General features: G+C 33.3%; 14 protein-coding genes. 6 read left to right on the top strand and 8 right to left on the bottom strand.

Annotated features, from left to right (window positions below):
• The first annotated feature begins 277 nt into the window (after nucleotides 1–277).
• The 3 genes from GQR98_RS06045 (at nucleotide 278) to GQR98_RS06035 (ending at nucleotide 3,992) form a co-directional block, all read left to right on the top strand.
• A complete protein-coding gene (locus GQR98_RS06045) occupies nucleotides 278–1,024 on the top strand; it encodes a hypothetical protein (protein ID WP_159018717.1) in 747 nt (248 codons plus the stop codon).
• Nucleotides 1,025–1,623: 599 nt separating this feature from the next.
• A complete protein-coding gene (locus GQR98_RS06040) occupies nucleotides 1,624–2,502 on the top strand; it encodes an AraC family transcriptional regulator (protein ID WP_159018716.1) in 879 nt (292 codons plus the stop codon).
• Nucleotides 2,503–2,915: 413 nt separating this feature from the next.
• The gene (locus GQR98_RS06035; RefSeq protein ID WP_159018715.1) at nucleotides 2,916–3,992 is read left to right on the top strand and encodes a rhodanese-related sulfurtransferase; all 1,077 of its coding nucleotides are present in this window, start codon (nucleotides 2,916–2,918) and stop codon (nucleotides 3,990–3,992) included.
• A gap of 53 nt (nucleotides 3,993–4,045) precedes the next feature.
• Here the strand turns inward: GQR98_RS06035 and GQR98_RS06030 are convergent, their stop codons facing one another.
• Genes GQR98_RS06030 through GQR98_RS06010 form a run of 5 tightly spaced genes read right to left on the bottom strand, consistent with a single transcriptional unit; the run spans nucleotide 4,046 to nucleotide 9,559 of the window.
• Nucleotides 4,046–4,402 carry a DUF6686 family protein gene (locus tag GQR98_RS06030; RefSeq protein WP_159018714.1) on the bottom strand — a complete coding sequence of 119 codons (357 nt, stop codon included), beginning with the start codon at nucleotides 4,400–4,402 and terminating at the stop codon, nucleotides 4,046–4,048.
• 12 nt (nucleotides 4,403–4,414) lie between these two features.
• The gene (locus GQR98_RS06025) at nucleotides 4,415–6,616 is read right to left on the bottom strand and encodes a PepSY domain-containing protein (RefSeq protein WP_199270272.1); all 2,202 of its coding nucleotides are present in this window, start codon (nucleotides 6,614–6,616) and stop codon (nucleotides 4,415–4,417) included.
• Between the two features lie 46 nt (nucleotides 6,617–6,662).
• Nucleotides 6,663–7,148, bottom strand: a complete 486-nt coding sequence (locus GQR98_RS06020) for a DUF2271 domain-containing protein (protein WP_199270271.1) — start codon at nucleotides 7,146–7,148, stop codon at nucleotides 6,663–6,665.
• Nucleotides 7,149–7,154: 6 nt separating this feature from the next.
• Entirely contained in the window at nucleotides 7,155–8,648 is a 1,494-nt protein-coding gene (locus tag GQR98_RS06015; protein WP_159018713.1) for an ankyrin repeat domain-containing protein, read from the bottom strand.
• A 5-nt stretch (nucleotides 8,649–8,653) separates the two neighbouring features.
• Nucleotides 8,654–9,559 carry a DUF6607 family protein gene (locus GQR98_RS06010; RefSeq protein ID WP_159018712.1) on the bottom strand — a complete coding sequence of 302 codons (906 nt, stop codon included), beginning with the start codon at nucleotides 9,557–9,559 and terminating at the stop codon, nucleotides 8,654–8,656.
• Nucleotides 9,560–9,755: 196 nt separating this feature from the next.
• On the opposite strand from GQR98_RS06010, the gene GQR98_RS06005 reads away from it, so the two are divergent.
• Together GQR98_RS06005 and GQR98_RS06000 are read left to right on the top strand one after the other, a co-directional pair.
• Nucleotides 9,756–11,795: a TonB-dependent receptor plug domain-containing protein gene (locus GQR98_RS06005; RefSeq protein WP_233268086.1), complete on the top strand. Its 2,040-nt coding sequence runs from the start codon at nucleotides 9,756–9,758 to the stop codon at nucleotides 11,793–11,795.
• 18 nt (nucleotides 11,796–11,813) lie between these two features.
• Nucleotides 11,814–12,896 (top strand): HmuY family protein, encoded by a 1,083-nt coding sequence (locus GQR98_RS06000; RefSeq protein ID WP_159018710.1) that lies wholly within the window; start codon nucleotides 11,814–11,816, stop codon nucleotides 12,894–12,896.
• Nucleotides 12,897–12,981: 85 nt separating this feature from the next.
• Here GQR98_RS06000 and GQR98_RS05995 read toward each other — a convergent pair whose 3' ends face one another.
• From GQR98_RS05995 to GQR98_RS05985, 3 genes are all read right to left on the bottom strand, one after another.
• Nucleotides 12,982–13,179, bottom strand: coding sequence for a hypothetical protein (locus GQR98_RS05995; RefSeq protein ID WP_233267609.1), 198 nt, complete (start codon nucleotides 13,177–13,179; stop codon nucleotides 12,982–12,984).
• A complete protein-coding gene (locus GQR98_RS05990; RefSeq protein WP_159018709.1) occupies nucleotides 13,176–14,570 on the bottom strand; it encodes a radical SAM protein in 1,395 nt (464 codons plus the stop codon). Before GQR98_RS05990 ends, GQR98_RS05995 begins: the two co-directional genes overlap by 4 nt.
• 108 nt (nucleotides 14,571–14,678) lie before the next feature.
• Nucleotides 14,679–15,428: a prolipoprotein diacylglyceryl transferase gene (locus tag GQR98_RS05985; RefSeq protein ID WP_159018708.1), complete on the bottom strand. Its 750-nt coding sequence runs from the start codon at nucleotides 15,426–15,428 to the stop codon at nucleotides 14,679–14,681.
• 196 nt (nucleotides 15,429–15,624) lie between these two features.
• On the opposite strand from GQR98_RS05985, the gene GQR98_RS05980 reads away from it, so the two are divergent.
• Nucleotides 15,625–18,090: a hypothetical protein gene (locus tag GQR98_RS05980; RefSeq protein ID WP_159018707.1), complete on the top strand. Its 2,466-nt coding sequence runs from the start codon at nucleotides 15,625–15,627 to the stop codon at nucleotides 18,088–18,090.
• Nucleotides 18,091–18,096: the final 6 nt, after the last annotated feature.

The raw sequence follows: 18,096 nt of genomic DNA, 5'->3' as shown, positions 1-18,096 counted from the left end.
TTTACAATGTTGACGAGATCTGAAGTCTCTCCGTATAAATTAACCTTATTCCTCTCTTTTGTGCTTTCTATTTTATATGTTTAAATTAGTCTTTTTTATTTAAATGCTAACTTAAGCCGTATAAAAATAATGCTTAGTTTAGTGCTTAATCAAGAGTCAGTGCACTTTTGTTACGTCTGATTTTCCTGCGGAAAATCCTCGCACACAAAACCGCACTATTCTTATACATAAACGTTAGGTGTAATTAGAGACAAACTATCTGCATTCGAAAAAAATTATGATAAAAGACTTATTGATTTCCTTTAAGGAAAATTTTAATGAAAAGGTTAAGAATCCTTTTCTTGGGAGCTACGTGCTGGTATGGATAGTTCGGAATTGGGTACTAATCTATTCTTTATTCAATTTCAAAGACGATTTGACTTTGGCAAAAAGAATTGAATATATAAAGACGTATTTTTCCAACAATGAGTTCTTACCAAACTTATTTTCGAATATTTTATGGACGTTTGGCTTATTATTGATTACATACATTCTTTTAAATCTATCACGTTTTATTGTAAATTTTTCAGAAAAGAGAATTAAACCTTTAGTTTATAAGATAACAGATTCCAATTCGATTGTTTTGAAAACGGAATATAATCGACTTCAGAGTTTAAACGAAGAGTTACAAAAAAGATTAGAACTCGAAAGGGAATTAAGGTCAAAAGTTGAAAGTAGACACAAAAAATTAGAGGAAGCAGTTACTGAAAATTCTCTCTTTTCGAAAGAAAGTGATGAAAATAATATAAGCGATGTTACCTCAATTTTGCTAAACAAATTAAGAGAAGAAGATAAATTAGAAGAGTTCAAAAAAACTGCTGTAAACATTAAAGAGGGTATCTATATTAAGAATGACTACAAACCGCAAGAATTATTTAAACAATTAGGTCTTATAATATATGATGGCTCAAAAACTTCGTCAGATAAAAGATATAAATTAACTCAAGACGGTGAAGATGTTTTTCTGAAATCGAGATTGATATAAATAACTACACCTAACAATGGCTATAAGTAATTGCTTGTTCTCGCCTACTTTGGAAATTCCTGCGGAATTTCCAACTTGGTGTGTACTTGTGCAGTTAATCGCTAAACCACGCAACTACTCATAGCCGAGACCGTTGTGCATAATACTGACAACTAACTTCAAATCTTATTTTAATAAAACAAATATATCCAAATAGACCTTGACAATTTAAAATTGATAGTACTTAATAGTAATGCTGTCACACCAATAATGGCAAAAACTATTAAAGGCGACAAATCAATAAAATACCAAAACACCACTAGACTTGCTATCATTTGAGCAGCAGCTAGAGCATAACTCACAAACATAACCCGAAAAAGAAACCAGTTTCTCTTTCAAATTTATAATTGCACTCTGGACATCGATCGTTCATTTTCGGAATATTCAATAATAATATATTCCCTCCATTCATAAAAATCTTTCCTTTTTTACAATTCGGACACTTACAATTCAATGCATCAACAACTTTACTCATCACAAAATATTTTATACTACAAAATTAAGACTGTAATTAATTTTTAGTCTTATAAAATACTCTCCATTTTTTGTACTTTTAGGACATGAATACGAAAACACCAGTTCTAAATATTAATCAATTTAAAAAATCTGCACCTCTCAATGATGTGTATATAAATTCTTTTTCGAATCACATACAGCGTAATAAGGATTTAATTAACAAACCGCATAGTCATAATTTCTATCTATGTGTACTATTTACAGAAGGTAAAGGTACACACGAAATTGATTTTAATTCTTATAGTATAAACCCTGGCAAGGTGTTTTTTTTAAAACCAGGACAAACACATTTTTGGAAATTTGAAACACAACCTCAAGGATTTATCTTTTTTCATTCTCAAGAATTTTATGAATTAAAGTTTTTAGAACATAAACTCTATTCATTTCCTTTTTTTTATTCCAGTCAGAATCCTCCTGTTTTAGAATTAGCTCCAAAAAAGCTTCATAAATTAAATCTTAAGTTTCAGGAAGCTTATACTGAATATTTACAAACCAATCTTTTAAGAGAGTTAAAAATAGTAAATTTACTAAACAACATTTATATAGAATTAACAAGGGCATATACAGTTGATATCAATTTAGAAAAGCTTAATTCTCCAAACAATTCTAATATACTTGAAGCTTTAGAGAATTTAATAAACGTCCATTTTTATAGTCAAAAATTCCCTAAATTTTATGCTGACAAATTAAATATAACCACCAAGCACCTGAATAGAGTAGTAAACAAAACATTAAATAAAACGACAAGCCAATTAATATCTGAAAGGATAATTTTAGAAGCAAAAAGATTGATTGTACATTCTCAAGACAATTTGAGCAATATCGCATATACACTCGAATTCTCGGACTATTCCTATTTTTCCAAGTTTTTTAAATCAAAAACAGGTATGACACCATTGGATTTTCGAAAAAAATATTTTTGATTAAATTATGATTATTTAAAAGTACTATGAACAACAAAAGTACTGTGCTAAAAAATAGGTGAAACTCACTAAATTACTCCAACAGTTATTATCGTAAATCAGCCTTGACTTGTAATAACAATCGCTGGTTTTTTATTCTTTTTTCAGTAAAGGCTTTTCTTTTTTGGATAGGTAACGTTTATTGTAAGTTAATTTGCTTATAACTATCAAACCTCGGCAAACACTCGCGCTAGGGATTGAACGGTATGTTTGAAATCCTTTTTGTTTTTCCTTTAAAAACAAAAAGATTGAGTAGTGAAAGCCCGACCCTTTTCGGGTAGCGCTCAAAATGTTTTTATTCTAAGTGTGAGTTCTTTTGAAAATATTATCTTTGTGGCTTAAAATATTTCTTAACCTTAAAAACTTAGTATAGCATGCAACTGTACAACAAATTAAGCGCCGAAGAAAGAGCTGAATTAATTGACAACGCAGGAAAAAGTCGATTAACACTTTCTTTTTATCAGTATGCCAAAATTGGCAATCCACAAATTTTTAGAGATCATTTGTTTTTAACTTGGGACCCGATGGAGGTTTTGGGTAGAATTTACGTGGCCCACGAGGGTATTAACGGACAATTATCTTTACCTGCCGATCGATTTAACGAGTTTAAAACGCATTTAGATACCATAGATTTTTTGAAAGATATTCGATTAAATGTTGCTGTAGAGCAGGATAATAAATCGTTTTTGAAGCTGAAAGTAAAAGTGCGTAACAAAATTGTTGCCGATGGTTTAAACGATGATACTTTTGACGTACGCAACATTGGTGTGCATGTAGATGCTGGGAAATTTAATGAATTAATTGAAGATGAAAACACCGTTTTGGTGGATATGCGAAACCATTATGAGAGTGAAATTGGGCATTTTAAAAATGCTGTAACTCCAGATGTGGATACTTTTAGAGAGTCTTTAGATATTATTGAAGACGATTTAAAAGCGCATAAAGAAGATAAAAATTTAGTGATGTATTGCACCGGTGGTATACGTTGCGAAAAAGCGAGTGCCTATTTTAAACATAAAGGTTTTAAAAATGTGTTTCAGTTGGAAGGTGGTATTATTGAATATACGCGCCAAGTGAAAGAGGATCAACTTGAGAATAAATTTTTAGGACAAAATTTTGTTTTTGATGAGCGTCGTGCTGAACGTATTAGTGATGATGTGATTGCTAATTGTCACCAATGTGGAGCACCGTTTGATGTGCACACCAACTGTGCTAACGAGGCTTGCCACTTATTATTTATACAGTGCGATAATTGTAAAACAGAAATGGACAGTTGTTGTTCTACAGCTTGTAAAGAAATACATGCTTTACCTTTCGAGGAACAAAAAGAACTCCGTAAAGGACAGGGTAATAGCAACGATATTTTTAAGAAAGGTCGTGCGGATCACTTACCTTATAAAAAGGATTTACGCAACATTTTTGATGTTTTGAAAACACAGAAAGAAGCTTAACTTTTTACTACAAATTAATATTGAAATGCCACGGGGGACACCTTGTGGCATTTTTAGTTTATAATAAGCGTGTAGTTAATGTCTTGTAGCGATAAAAGGCTGATGTCTTTTCTGTTTTCGAGATTAAATAGTGATTGTAATTCTTTTATTTCTTCGCGATTAAACATAAGTACTAAATTGGGCTGCATAGATGGTATTGGTATTTTACGCTGCACTTTGGCGCAGGCATATTTATGCTCCCAATAATCTATTTCTATATGGATTACATAGTCTTTAAATTGTTTAAACTCGCTTTGTTGAAACTCTAGGTATATATTATTGAATTCCAAGTGAAACACATGGCATTCACTACAAAAGGAGAGTTCGCCACTGGGGACTTTAGATAAAACTTTTACACTATCTCTACACATAATTTATAATTTTTAGTAGCAGTCTGTTTTTATTTGATTGTTGTCTTGAAAGGCACTTAACGGTAGGTTTAACTCGGCTGAGGTAATATCGTTAAGGGTTGTTAAAACACCGTTTTGCATGGCAACCGAGCCACAGATCATGATAACACCACCAGATTTTAAAACCCGAGTTATGATTTCTGTTTTTTCCATAATTAAGTTTTGCACATACTTCTTTTGGCTTTCTTCTCTAGAAAAACTCACGAAGAAACCAGAAAGACTTTTGCTATAAAACGCACGATCTATTAAATCTGAGTACATTTTTAACGATTCTTTTGAGCGACCACCCCAAAACAAGTATTTTTTGGCTTGCTTGGTAGTATCGTTAATCATGCCTAGAAAAGGAGCAATACCGGTTCCGTTAGCAATCATGACTACTTCTTTTACTTTTTTAGGGAAATTAAAATCAGTATTCGTTTTTATCGTGGCTGTCATCATGTCGTTGATATTTAGATGGTTAAAATAATTGGAGCATAAACCAAACTCATGTTTTTTAATACTTAAGAGTATCTTGTTGTCTAGCTTAGCAATAGAATACAAGCGCTCTACCGGATCATTCTCTGGGTAAACAGAAAGTAAATCTCCTGATTGAAATGTTACTTTTTTACTTGGTTTTAAATGAAGTAAGAAGGTTTGGTCTTGGTTGAGATTTGTGCGGTTAACTAATTGAAATGTTTTTTGATTTTTGGTGTTTATTCTATTTTTTGGAGCTTCTAGATTTAGGGTTAAACCGTTATGTTCACTCCATTTTTTTGCCCAGAGTGAAAAATCGGAAAACGATTGATTGTTTATTTTATGAAGTGCCGTATTAGGAATAAAGTTTTTATGAAACTGTAGCGTGGCATCTACCACTACGGCGTATTTGCAATAATCTGGATAAGCCATTGACCCAAAGCCAACCACAGAATATTGTAGACTGTTTTTTTGCTGAATATTGCTAATTAGTTTCTCGAAATTTTTGGAGTTTGTTGGTGCTTCGCCTTCTCCATAAGTCGATGTGAAAATAATAAGCTGTTTGGCTTTTTTGTAAGTTGTGTATTTGTTTAATTCAGTAATAAAAACCGTTTTTCCTGCTGCTAAAAGCGCATTGTAAAAGGCGTTTGAGAGCGCAAATGTGTTTCCTGTTTCTGAGCCGACTAGAATAATGAATTCCGATTGGTCTTTTTTGTGCTTATTTTTTGGCACGGTACTCTTTTTTGTACGTCGAATTGACATAGCGAAACCAGAATAAATAAAGAATAAAATAGCCACAGAAGTAAATAATAAAACAAGAGACCAAATTATGCTACCTTGCCCAGTATGCAAGACAAAAATTAGGTTTGAGGCTTGTGTTACTAACGATTTTTGTTGCTTGCTAATGGCAACTCCTGAGAATTGATTTATAAGTATTTCTTCATCTTTTAATTTTAAGGTGAAATAGTCTTCAATGTCATCAGAAAAAGGGAATTCTAGATGTTCAACATCTTCTAATGGAATATTTTTAAAAAGCTGAAAGTCTGCAACATTAATTTTTGAGGTTTCAGTAAAAGATTCATCTAAAAATTGATGCGAAATTTTATCGGAAGGTAATAATGAAAACTTTTCTAAAGATAGGTAAACACCAGTAATAGTTACAATAACTATCGGAATAAGCGTGTAACGACCAATGATGATATGATAATATTGATCGAATTCTTCTTTTACAACTTTAGAGAAAAATTTTGACAAACCACCCTGACGCTTTCCTATTAAAATAACGCCTGTTATAGCCATTAAAAGGAGTAAAAACGAGACTATACCAATAATAGCACGGCCTGTCGATTTTAAAAATAAGGACCGGTGTAGATTGGTTGCAAATTTAAAAATGGGCGCTTTTTCAATAAGTTCTCCTATTTTTTTTCCTGTAAAAGGATTTATATAAAAGGTTTCATTGTTTCCTTCTTTTGTTATTACAGAAGCGCTTACAAAATCGTTTTTATCAACATCTATATTTATAACTTCTGAGTATTCACTTTGTAAAACCTGAATAGTTTTAGCTAAAGACAAGGTCTCTGCTTCGTGCACAGCATAAGGCTCTAGCTTATTCGAAATAGGTTCGAATGCTAAAATAATGCCGGTTATAGAGGCTAGTAAAATAAATAGAGAAGAAGATATAGCCAAAATAAGGTGGCTATATCTCCAAATAGAAATGGTCATTTAATGCAATATTTGTTAAATATTAAGGCGTGTTGCCCCGAGAGATTTATTGCGGTATCATACGGACATAGCGTATGTAACCATTTCCCTCATGTTTTAATTTTACGTTTTCTGAAGTTAAAGGAAACTCAACATCTTTAGTGTGGTATTCTTTATCTTCCACGGCTGTTTCAAAACGGATGCTGTATCCAGCGTCTATTTTATCGTTTTCAATTTCAACAACACTAATAGCACGTTCTCCTCCGCCAATGGTGGCACCTGTGATGGCATCGATGGATGGTCTTGTTTTTCCGTAAAAACGCCACCATTCAGAAATATCATGGTACCATTCATCATCATCACCTTGTACATAAAGTGTTTTTTCATAGTCACCTTGTGGATTTATTAAGGAAATCACAACATAAGCGCCTTCTCCAGAATAATTAATCATTTGCACCATACATTTAAAAGTGTTTGGTTTTGGTGTAAAAGCAAAAGATGTTATTAAGGTTAGGGCAAGTATAGTAAGGTATGCGTATGTTTTTGTTTTCATTGGGTATTATTTTAAGAAGTTAATATCGATTGCATTTGCTTTTAGTATCTCGTTTTCTTGTGCTAAATCGAAAACAGATTCCTCAAATTCTGTTACAGAATTTTTATCGGCACCTTGTTCAATTAGGTATTTTAAAATTGAAGCATCTTTCGCTTTCATGGCTGCAATATGAAGTACTGAAAGGCCATCTTTATTAGTAGTATTGATGTCGATTTTTATTGGTTCTAAAAATTTTAGTAAATCTAAATCTAGTTTCTCTATCGCGATTTGGTATAAGGTATTATTACCGGCTTGCGAAGCTGTAAAATCTACTTTACTAGCTTTTAATAGTTCTGCCTTTTCGTTAAAACCAGCTTTTTGTCTTTTACTGTACGTGTTTACTAAATAGTAAGCTAAATTGTTGCCTTCTTTATCTACAATTTTAGCATCGGCATTGTTTGCTAATAAAAAAGATACAACTTCTGGCTTGTTACGTTCTACTGCAAGGGTTAAAGCCGATTGTCCTTTTTTGTTTAATAAATTAATATCTTTATTAAGCGGCTCTAAATATTTTACAATGTCTAAACTATTAGATTGTGCTGCTTTTATAAATGGCGTATTTCCGTTTTCATCTTGCTTATTAACATCGACTCCTTTTTTTATAAAGTAATCTAAAATCTTGATGTCTTTAGTGTTTGTAGCAACGTTATGTAATGGGTTTGTCCCGTTTTTAGTAGTAACATTGGCTTCAATACCTAAGCTTTCTAGATAGTTGTAAACCTCAATACCATTAGAATGGCCACGACCACCTTGGCTAGCAAAAATAAAAGCATTTCCACCGTTTTTATTGATGGTATTGTATTCAATACCTTTAGCGACAAGCTTTTTAAGCATATCTATATTTCCCGATTTTGCCGTGTAATTAAATACGCCATTTCCGTAATTATCTTTACTTTTTAAATCGATGCCTTTAGCTTCAAAATAGCTGACAAGTTCAAAATCTGACAGTTTAGGAACTAGAAGTAAAAGCGCATTGGCTCCATCTTTACTTGTTTCAGTAAGTACGTTAGCTCCGTGAGCTATTAAAGCATCATATATTTTGGTGTTTGTTTGTCCTGCGGCAGCTGCGAAAATTAATGGAGAACTTCCTTTATCATCAATAACATCTGTTTTCGCACCGTTTTTTAATAGGTAATTTACGAGCTCTAAATTTCCGGAGTAAGCTGCCCAAAATAAGTAGGTTCTGCCATCGTGTGTTAGTTTGTTAACACCATTTTCTTCAAAACTTAATAAATATTTAGTAATGTTAAAATCGGCTTTAGCAAAGATAGAACTTGTTACAGCATCAAAACCAAAAGCAGTTAATTCCGACGGGCTATTACCTTCCTTAATGGTTTGTTTTATTTTTTCTAAACTGGGTTTATTTGCCCAAAATTTTTTGTCGCGTAATAAGTTTGTGTCCTGCGCAAAGGCATTGATAGTGCATACTAATATTAATGCAATTGTTATTAATTGTTTCATATTTATTATTTTACAAAAGATTCTATTACCGGATTAATTTTTTCTGAAGTATTGTAGTTTTCGTTATCAAACAAAAACTTGTAAAGTGGCTTGTTGTCTACTTTTTCTTCCAAACTAAGGTTGGTGTTTCTGTTATAAACAGCATTCCATTTGTTACGAACAAGTGCCCATTTATCTTGGTTTTCTGTCCACCAATCGGCAGCAGCTTTACATTTGCTATCGGCTACTTTCACGTAAGTGTTATATCCTTTTTCTTTAGCTAAAATCACATCAGCTTTGCCAGCTTCACGAATTACTTTACTGTTATCTTGATCGTGTACCCAACCAGTGCTTGTTATTTCATGACGGTTGCCACGTGTGGTTACATTGTAATCGCTACGTTTTGTGTATTCTCGTCTTGGTAGTGGTGCATCGGTAGTATTTTCCCAGTAATTTTTACCGTCTACGTGTACCCAAGTTCCCGAACCTTCGTAACGTGGGCTATCATCTACCTGATATACTTTTTGCGTCCATTGCCCTTTAACTTCGGCCTTTGGTTTAGTAACAAAATTCCAAGTATTATCACCATTAAACATATAAAAATCGGTGTTTTCATAAAGCCAATCTTGTCTCCAGTGCTTCACAATATAAGGGCTGTTTGGTGGGCCAACTTGCAATAAGTGCTGAATAGAAATTTTGTTTTTGTCATCTTCAACCAATTGAGCCCATTCCAAACCTTTATCAATTTTGGTTTCCGATGGTTTGTAAAGCGAGTCTTCACTATAGTTGAAAGTTTCTGCAAAATTAAAAGTTACCTCAAAACAACCACACATCTTTTTAATAGCTGCGGCATCTTGTTTTTTTTTGTTTTGAGCAAACCCATTTATGGATGTTGTTAAGGAAATTAAAGCTAATAGTGCTAGTTTTTTCATTTTGAAACGTTTGTTATCTAGGATTAAAAAATAATTGAAAATTTATTGTTCTTATTTAGACTGAATTAAAATAACTTATATATTTGCAGCAAATTTATATAGAATGAATCTAAATAAAAACAATATTGTAATCTTTTTTCTAATATTTTTTTGCCTCATCGGATTTTCTCAAACAGAATACCAAACGGCTCAAGACATGAATAACTTAGAGGAAGTTGTGGTGACTGGGCAATACAACCCGCAATCCATAAGAAAATCGGTTAACAGTGTTATCGTTATAAACCGCGAACAAATTGAAAATCAGGCAGCCAATAATTTAGCCGATTTACTGAATTATAATCTAAACTTAACCGTTATACCTAATGCAAAAAGCGGAAAATCTACCATTTCGTTTTTTGGTTTAGATGCTCAGTATTTTAATGTTTTGATTGATAATATTCCGTTAGTAAGTGATAATGGTTTGGGTAATAATATCGATTTAACTCAAATAAATTTAGATGATATTGCTCGTATTGAAATTGTGGAAGGCGCCATGGGTGTGGAGTATGGAGCCAATGCTGTTTCGGGTGTTATTAACATTATCACAAAAACATCAATAGATAATAATTGGCGTGTTCAGGCATTTTTACAAGAGGAAACGGTAAGCGATGAGTATGCTTGGTTTGATGAAGGTAGGCATATTCAAGGTTTAAATATTTCGCATAATATTAATGACAATTGGTTTGGTCGTGTTGGTATAAACCGAAATCAGTTTGCGGGATTTTATAATGCACAACTAGGTGAAAACCATTATCAAAACGATGGTTTACGCGGGTATGATTGGCTCCCAAAAACACAAATAAATTCTAATATATTTTTAAATTATAAGAAGAAATCCTTCAGTTTATCTTATAAATCGGAATATTTTAATGAGGTCATTAATTATTACGACGCTGCTGTTCGTGCCAATATTGATACCGAAACACAAACGAGTAATCCGTCGGCAACTGATAAAATTTTCACGACCAATAGATTTTTAAATAATTTAAATCTTAACGGACATTTTACATCCGGAGCAAATTATGGACTGTCGCTTTCTTACCAACAGCAAACACGCGATTTAAACGAGTTTAATTATTACATACTTACCCAAGAAAGAACAAACGAAACCGATGAAACTTATCAGTCTAGTCATGTGTTTTTTGCAAAAGGTTTGGTGAGTAATTTGGTAAAAAGCGATGTGTTTAACTTTCAATTAGGGTTTGAAAGCCGCTTAATGAAAGGCTTTGATACCGAAGCTTCTGGAGATGTTACTGAGTTAGATAAGGAACAAAAGCAAAATAATACAGCTGTTTTTGGCTCTTCGGAATTTAACTTAAGTGAAAAATTCTCAATTCGACCAGGAATTCGATATGAGTACAATTCGCTATTTCATTCCAAATTAATAAGTTCTTTTAGCACGCGCTATTTAATGAAACATGATTTTGAATTGCGAGGGAATATCGGTACATCGTACCGTACGCCAAGCTTTAGCGAGTTGTATTACTATTTTGTAGATTCTAATCACGATGTGCAAGGGAATGAAAATTTAAATCCTGAAAATGGATTTTCAGCGGCTATAAATCTTAAAAAACGAAGCTGGATAGATGATGTTTCGCTTATAAATACTTTTAAAATCACTTATCTTGATGTTAATGATAAAATAGATTTAGCCGTTGTAAATACTTCGCCTTTGCAGTATCAGTATATCAATATTGATGCTTATAAATTATGGGGAATAACTTCGGAAAATAAAATTAAAACCAATAATTGGTCTTTCAATTTAGGCGCTACGCTTCAGGGTATTTCCCGAATTGCAAATAATGAAGTAAATGCCAATAATGATTTTCTGTATTCGTATCAAATAAATACAAGCGCGAATTACTTCATTAAAAAATGGAATACAGGCTTAACTCTGCTTTTAAAACACAACGGCGAACAGAAAGATTACGTGGGTTCTGGAACCGATGACGATGGAAACTCCGTATTCGAAAAAGCAACAACCAATGCTTACTCGTGGTTAGATGCATCTATTAAAAAGTCTTTTTTCAACAATAAAATTCAAGCTACTCTAGGAGGTAGAAACTTGCTCGATGTAACCGATGTAAGAGTTAGCGGCTCTTCTAGTGGCGCTGTTCATGCAGGTACTAACAGTTCGTTATTACTGGGTTATGGCCGATCTTATTATTTAAAACTTTTATACAATCTTAACTTTTAACCAATAAATATCTTTAATATGAATAACAAATTATCAACTTTAATTTTATGTATTTCAGCTCTTGTTTTTTCGAGTTGTAGTAGTGACGATACACCAACTGAACCTATACAAATAGTAATTGAAGGTGCTGCGGTATCTCCAGAAGTTGGTGGGCCAAACGAGCAAAACCAAGTTTATATCGATTTAAGTTCTAATGCAACAACAGCTATCCAAAGAGATTCTTGGGATTTAGGTTTTTATTCCGGATCTGAATTTCGAGTTGCTATAAATGGTTCAATTTATATGGCTGTAGCCGAATTAAACGAAACCGACATTGATGCTGTAAGTTCAACGTCTACCGAAGTACAAGATTTACAACCTTTAGTGGCTGTTGGGACATACCAAGCTGAAAACATTATATATGTAGATTCTCCAGAAGGTGCAATTACAAATACTGCCATTTCAGAAATATCTACTACCGATACAGATAACAAAGTGTATTTAGTAAACTTAGGAAACGCCGTAGGTACAGAAACTTCTGCTACAGGTAGTGTTTCTATTTCCGGAGATTCTAGAGGATGGAAAAAAATACGTGTTTTAAAAAGTGGAGACGATTATGTTTTGCAATATGCAGATTTAGACGCTACCACTCATGAAGAAGTAGCTATTTCTAAAGATTCTAATTACAACTTTACATTCTTTAGTTTTAATACAGAAGCTATAGTAAGTGTAGAACCAGAAAAAACAAATTGGGATTTAAATTTCACCGTTTTCACTAATGAAATAGAAGGTTATGGATCTTACGGGTATTCCGATTTTGTTGTAAATAATGTAAAAGCAAATGCGCAAGTTTATATGGTGGATACTGAGGTAGATGCGCTTACTTATGCCGATTTTACTTTAGCAAACGTTAATAGCGCAAATTTTAATAACGACCAACGCGGTATTGGTAGTAGCTGGAGAAATGGTGGTGGCCCAGGATCTCTACCTTCTTTAAAAGACAATGTATTTTATGTGGTAAACGATACCGACGGAAACCTATATAAATTACAATTTTTAGCATTAACCAACGCTGATGGCGAGCGTGGTTACCCTGAGTTTGTTTATAGCCTGTTGCAATAGCAACTGTATTAGTACCAGTTATTTTAAGTTAGTCAAAAAAAGCCACTCGTAAATGAGTGGTTTTTTAATGTTAGTTTATGTTTAACTAAGCCATCATACTCCCGCAAATTCCTAAACTAACAATACAATAAACGGCGGCTAAAATGAAAAGAATTTTAGCTGCTTTTTTATGTTTTTTAAACACGATAAAGCCAATAATAGCCAGGAAAATTGCTGGGCCAAACATAATGGCTAGAATAAGATATATTAAACCATCTAAATTTCCTACTTCTAAAAACATCATAATATTTCTTTTCTAAGTTCTTCTAATCTGGCTTTTTTATCATCACGATAAAACAAATTCATGGTTTCAAAAGGTATAATTTTATTGTCTTTATCCACAATATGCACACACGATTTTTTTATGGCACGTACATCAAAATTATAAGCATCAATAAACTGCATAATGATTACCCGAAACAAATTATCATAACCCAAATTTGGCGCATCAATATTAGGTAAACAGCACATAATAGATTTTAAGTTTTCTTCGGCAACTTCAACAGAGTTTCCGGTGCTAAAGAGTTCAACCATTTTACCTTGTAGTTGTGCATCTTGCTCATAAATAATGGTGTTTTTACTATTGTCTAGCAAATCGTTCGGATTTATATATCGGGTTAACGGAAAAACTTCTTCACCCAATTTCAAAGCATAACCCATCACTAAAGCATCTGGATTGCAAGGCACAGGCAATAAATCGTCCGGATTAAAAATATCAGTTTGTTCCATTATTTTTCTTCTCACTTCCGTTAAAGTCATTCTATCCGTTTCCGGATTAAAATTCTCCAATCGGCCAGCAATTTGCGTAGGTTGCAACGTTACACCACGAATACATTTTTGCTTTAAAGCATACTCTATAATTTTTCCAATTTCATGGTCGTTCAATCCTTTTTGTAACGTAACAACCAATGTGGTCGATAGGTTTACAGCGTTTAAATTAGCAATAGCCTGCGCTCTAATATGGTTTAAATCTGCGCCACGTAATTCCTGCAAAACGCTATTCTCAAAAGAGTCGAATTGTAAATAAATCTCAAAATCGGGTGCATAGGTTTTTAACCGTTCCGCGAAAGCGATATCCTTAGCAATTTTTATACCGTTAGTATTCAGCATTAAATGCCTAATTGGTAACGATTTTGCATAATCCATAATCTCCCAAAACTGTGGATGTATAGTGGGTTCTCCACCCGAAATTTGCACCACATCAGGCTCCTTTTCATTGCGCACAATAGTGTCCAGCATGGCCTTCACCTCGTCTAAAGTTCTATGTCTTCCATAGGTTGGCGACGAGCCTGCATAACAAGTTGGGCACGTTAAATTACAGCGATCTGTAACCTCCACAACTGTTAAGCAACTATGCTGCTCATGGTCTGGGCACAACCCACAATCGTAGGGGCAACCATAATCGGTTTTGGTGTTAAAAACATAAGGCGTTTCACTAGGTTTATTGTAATTCCGTATATTTTTGTAATACTCAATATCGTCGGCAATTAACACCTTAGAATTCCCGTGTTCCTTGCAACGCTTAAGCATATAAACATTACCATTTTCGAATACAATTTTAGCATCCACACGTTTTAAACACTCGGGACATAAACTTAAAGTAAAATCGTAATACGTATATTTTCTAACAGGCATTTTCTTTGTTTTATAATAAATATTTGGGCGTTACCCGAAAAGGGTCGGGCTTTACACTGCAAGTCCTCGCACTTCCTTCGTCAGGCTGTGGGCTTTCCGTTGCAATCCCTAACGCACCTTTTTGTTCACTTTTAGGCTAAAAATAGTGGTTCTGTAATACAGCAAACAAATTAAACATAATATTTGAATTGAGCTTAAACCAAAAACATAAAACACATTAGGTTTTAAGAATTCAATAAAAAACCTAAAGGCGAAATACAGAATCATGAACCATTTAAAAAGTGTGCCGTTTTCTAGAGTTGCAGATGTTTTAAGCTTCTGTAGGCCTATAAAAAGAAATATTAAAAACACTAATTCATAAAGTGATGTTGGATGCCTTAAAACGCCATCGCCCAAATCCATTCCAAATATAGAAGTGGTTTCATAACCGTAAGTAAACTCATTAATTCCTGATAAAAAACAGCCTACTCTGCCAATAAAAATTCCTAAAATTATCGGAAACACAAACAAATCGCCAGAACGTTGCGTTTCTCCAACTATTTTTTTAGCGAGTTCTACACCAAGTAATCCACCAAATAAACCGCCCATTATGGTTTTGGCGTTTAGCAATTCTACTAGGTTTTCTCTTGAGAATTCCACCAAGGGATTTTCTAAAAAACCAACCAATCGGGAGCCAATAAGTGCACCCAAAGCAGCACCAAGTATTATTGATAAGCGGTTGGTGGTAGAAATTACATCTTTACTATTACGCCGTAAAAATAAGTAATACCGAAAACCAATAAAGAATGCTAAATATTCTAATACTAAATGAACATTAATAGTATAGCCGAAAATTTCGGGTGTAAAAGGGATTTGCAAAGAGTGATTTTTTTATAAATATAGCCGATTTTTTCATTCTAGGTTTTCATAATTCAGTTTCTAACTGTTTATGTTGGTTCAGTAATTAAACCTTTAGGGCCTTTTTTAGTCTTATTTCTTTAAAGGTTAAAGAGTTAATTCGAGGGAAAAGCCTTATATTAATTTTTTAAAACTAAACTAAGCTACACCAACTAACATGAAAAAAATATTAATCTGTTTTTTCACAGTAATCCTAACAATTTCATCTTTATTTTCTCAAGAAGAAAAAACTATTCCAGATATTGAAAAAATTTATGTTCATACTGATCGAAATACATATGTAGCTGGAGAATCTCTTTGGTATAAGGCATATATGGTTTACGCTTACAATAATGTTTTATACAACCATAGCAATATTTTGTATGTAGAATTAATTTCGTCCGATTCTAAAATAATGCTTCGAAACACCACCAAATTGATAGGCGGTTTAGGGCATGGCGATTTTAAGTTAACTGATGCTGCAGGAGTAAAACCTGGTAAATATCAAATACGAGCGTATACCAATTGGACTCGTAATTTTGGAAAAGATTTTGTATTCAAAAAAGATATAGAAGTTCTAGATGTATTTAATGAGGTTACAGAAACTAGTAGTGAGGCAACAGCTGCAAATTCAGAAACAAATAATATCGATTCTACAGCAAGCGAAAAAGAAACTTTAAAAGTTCAGTTTTTTCCGGAAGGTGGATCGCTTATTCAAGATGTACCAAGTGTTGTCGCTTTTAAAGCAGTAGATGTTTACGGAAACCCTATAAATGTGCAAGGTAAAGTGTATGATTCTAACAACGAACTTGTTACTTTTTTTATGAGTATTCACGATGGTATGGGTGTGTTTCAATTACAACCAGAGGCGGGTAAAACCTATTGTGCTAAAATTACAGCTACCAACCATCCTGATATAGAAGTGCCGCTTCCTGCAGCAGATTCAAAAGGGATTTTGTTAAGTTATAGTGACATCAAAGGCAGAAGTATTATCACCATAAAAACAAACGAAGCTACGCGTTTAGCGCATGCCGAGAAGCCAATTATGTTGCGTTATAAATCTAGAGGACTTTTATATTTTGAGGAAAAACTAGAGTTATCGAGCACTAAATTATTGTTAGAGTTACCTCGTGCAGAACTTCCGGAAGGCATAAGTCAAATTACATTATTCGATGGCGATTTAAAACCACAAAGTGAACGTTTGGTTTATGTAGAAAAAAGTAAAAATTTAAAAGTTGGTTTAACCACGGATAAAACATCATATAAAACACAGGAGAAAGTTGTGCTTAATATAACATCTACAGATAATTCTGGCGTGGCAGTTCCTGCAAGTTACTCACTAGCGGTAACCGATTTAAATGGCTCAAAAGATTTAAATAATAACGAAAGTAATATCAGTTCTTATTTTTTAATGGAATCTGATATTAAAGGTAAAGTGCATAACGCTGGCCATTATTTCGATGCTAATAATCCTGCTAGATTTCAGCACTTAGATGTTTTATTGCTAACCCAAGGTTGGCGCGATTTTTTATGGAAACAAGAACGAAAAGTTGTTGAGAACCCAGGTTTTAAAGTAGAAAAAGGTATTAATATTTCAGGGCACGTTAAACATCTTTTCTTACCAAAACCAATTGTTGGGAACACCATTTCTTTAACGTTGTTTAATAAAAGTATAGGGACCTTAAATGAGATTACAGATTCATTAGGTATGTTTAATTTTGATAATTTAGATATTACAGGGAAAGCGCGAATTATATTAACTACTAAAAATAAAAGAGGAAAGAAAAACGGCATGTTTGTTTTAGACTCTATTTTTAAATCGCCAATGTATGTTGGTGCTATGCCTAAAGTTCCTAGCGTTAAATTTTCTCCAGAAATAAAGAGTGTAAAACAAAATATTTATAAAAAATATATTGAGTTTAACGTGATGCCAGAGAATGTTTTAAATGAAATTGAAGTCACCGGAAAAAAACAAGTAGCGGGAGAAGACATTAATATACACAGCAAAATGGCTAATGGATATGTTGTAGACGACAGTACTCCAAAATTTGCAAGTGTTTTTGAATTGTTAGAATACGCCATTCCAACGCTCGAAGTTGGTAATCGCGAAAGCATAAAGTTTACTAGAAACCCAGGAGCCGCATTAATACTAATAGATCAAAACCGCTTACTGGATCCACAACAAGAGGGGTCGGATATGATTATTGCAATGTTAACGGATATTCAACCGGAAGATGTTTTAAAAATAGAATATGATAATAGCTCCGTTTCTACAATGATTTATGGAAACCAAGGAGCAAATGGTTCTATTAAGATTTATACAACAAACAATTCGAATTCTAATTTTGGTAACGGTAACCCTAAAGAAGCCTTACAAACCATAAATAAACAGATAGAGGGTTATGATAAAGGTCGTCTTTTTTATTCGCCAAATTTGGAGATTATAGCCGATAGTAAAGATAAGAACGCGTCTATCCGTAACACCTTGTATTGGAATCCGTATGTTCATCCTGATAAAACTGGTGTTTTAGAACTTCATTATTACAATACTCGGGTTGAAACCGAAGTAAAATTAAGTTTAGAAGGTATTACGGCAAGTGGTATTCCTGTTGTGGTAAAAACTACATATTCTATTGGAAAATAGGTTGTT

Origin of the sequence: Algibacter sp. L3A6 (assembly GCF_009796825.1) — a bacterium.
Lineage (GTDB): Bacteria > Bacteroidota > Bacteroidia > Flavobacteriales > Flavobacteriaceae > Algibacter.
Note: the sequence above shows the minus strand (reverse complement) of the source record. Positions and strands in the feature narration are given on the sequence as shown.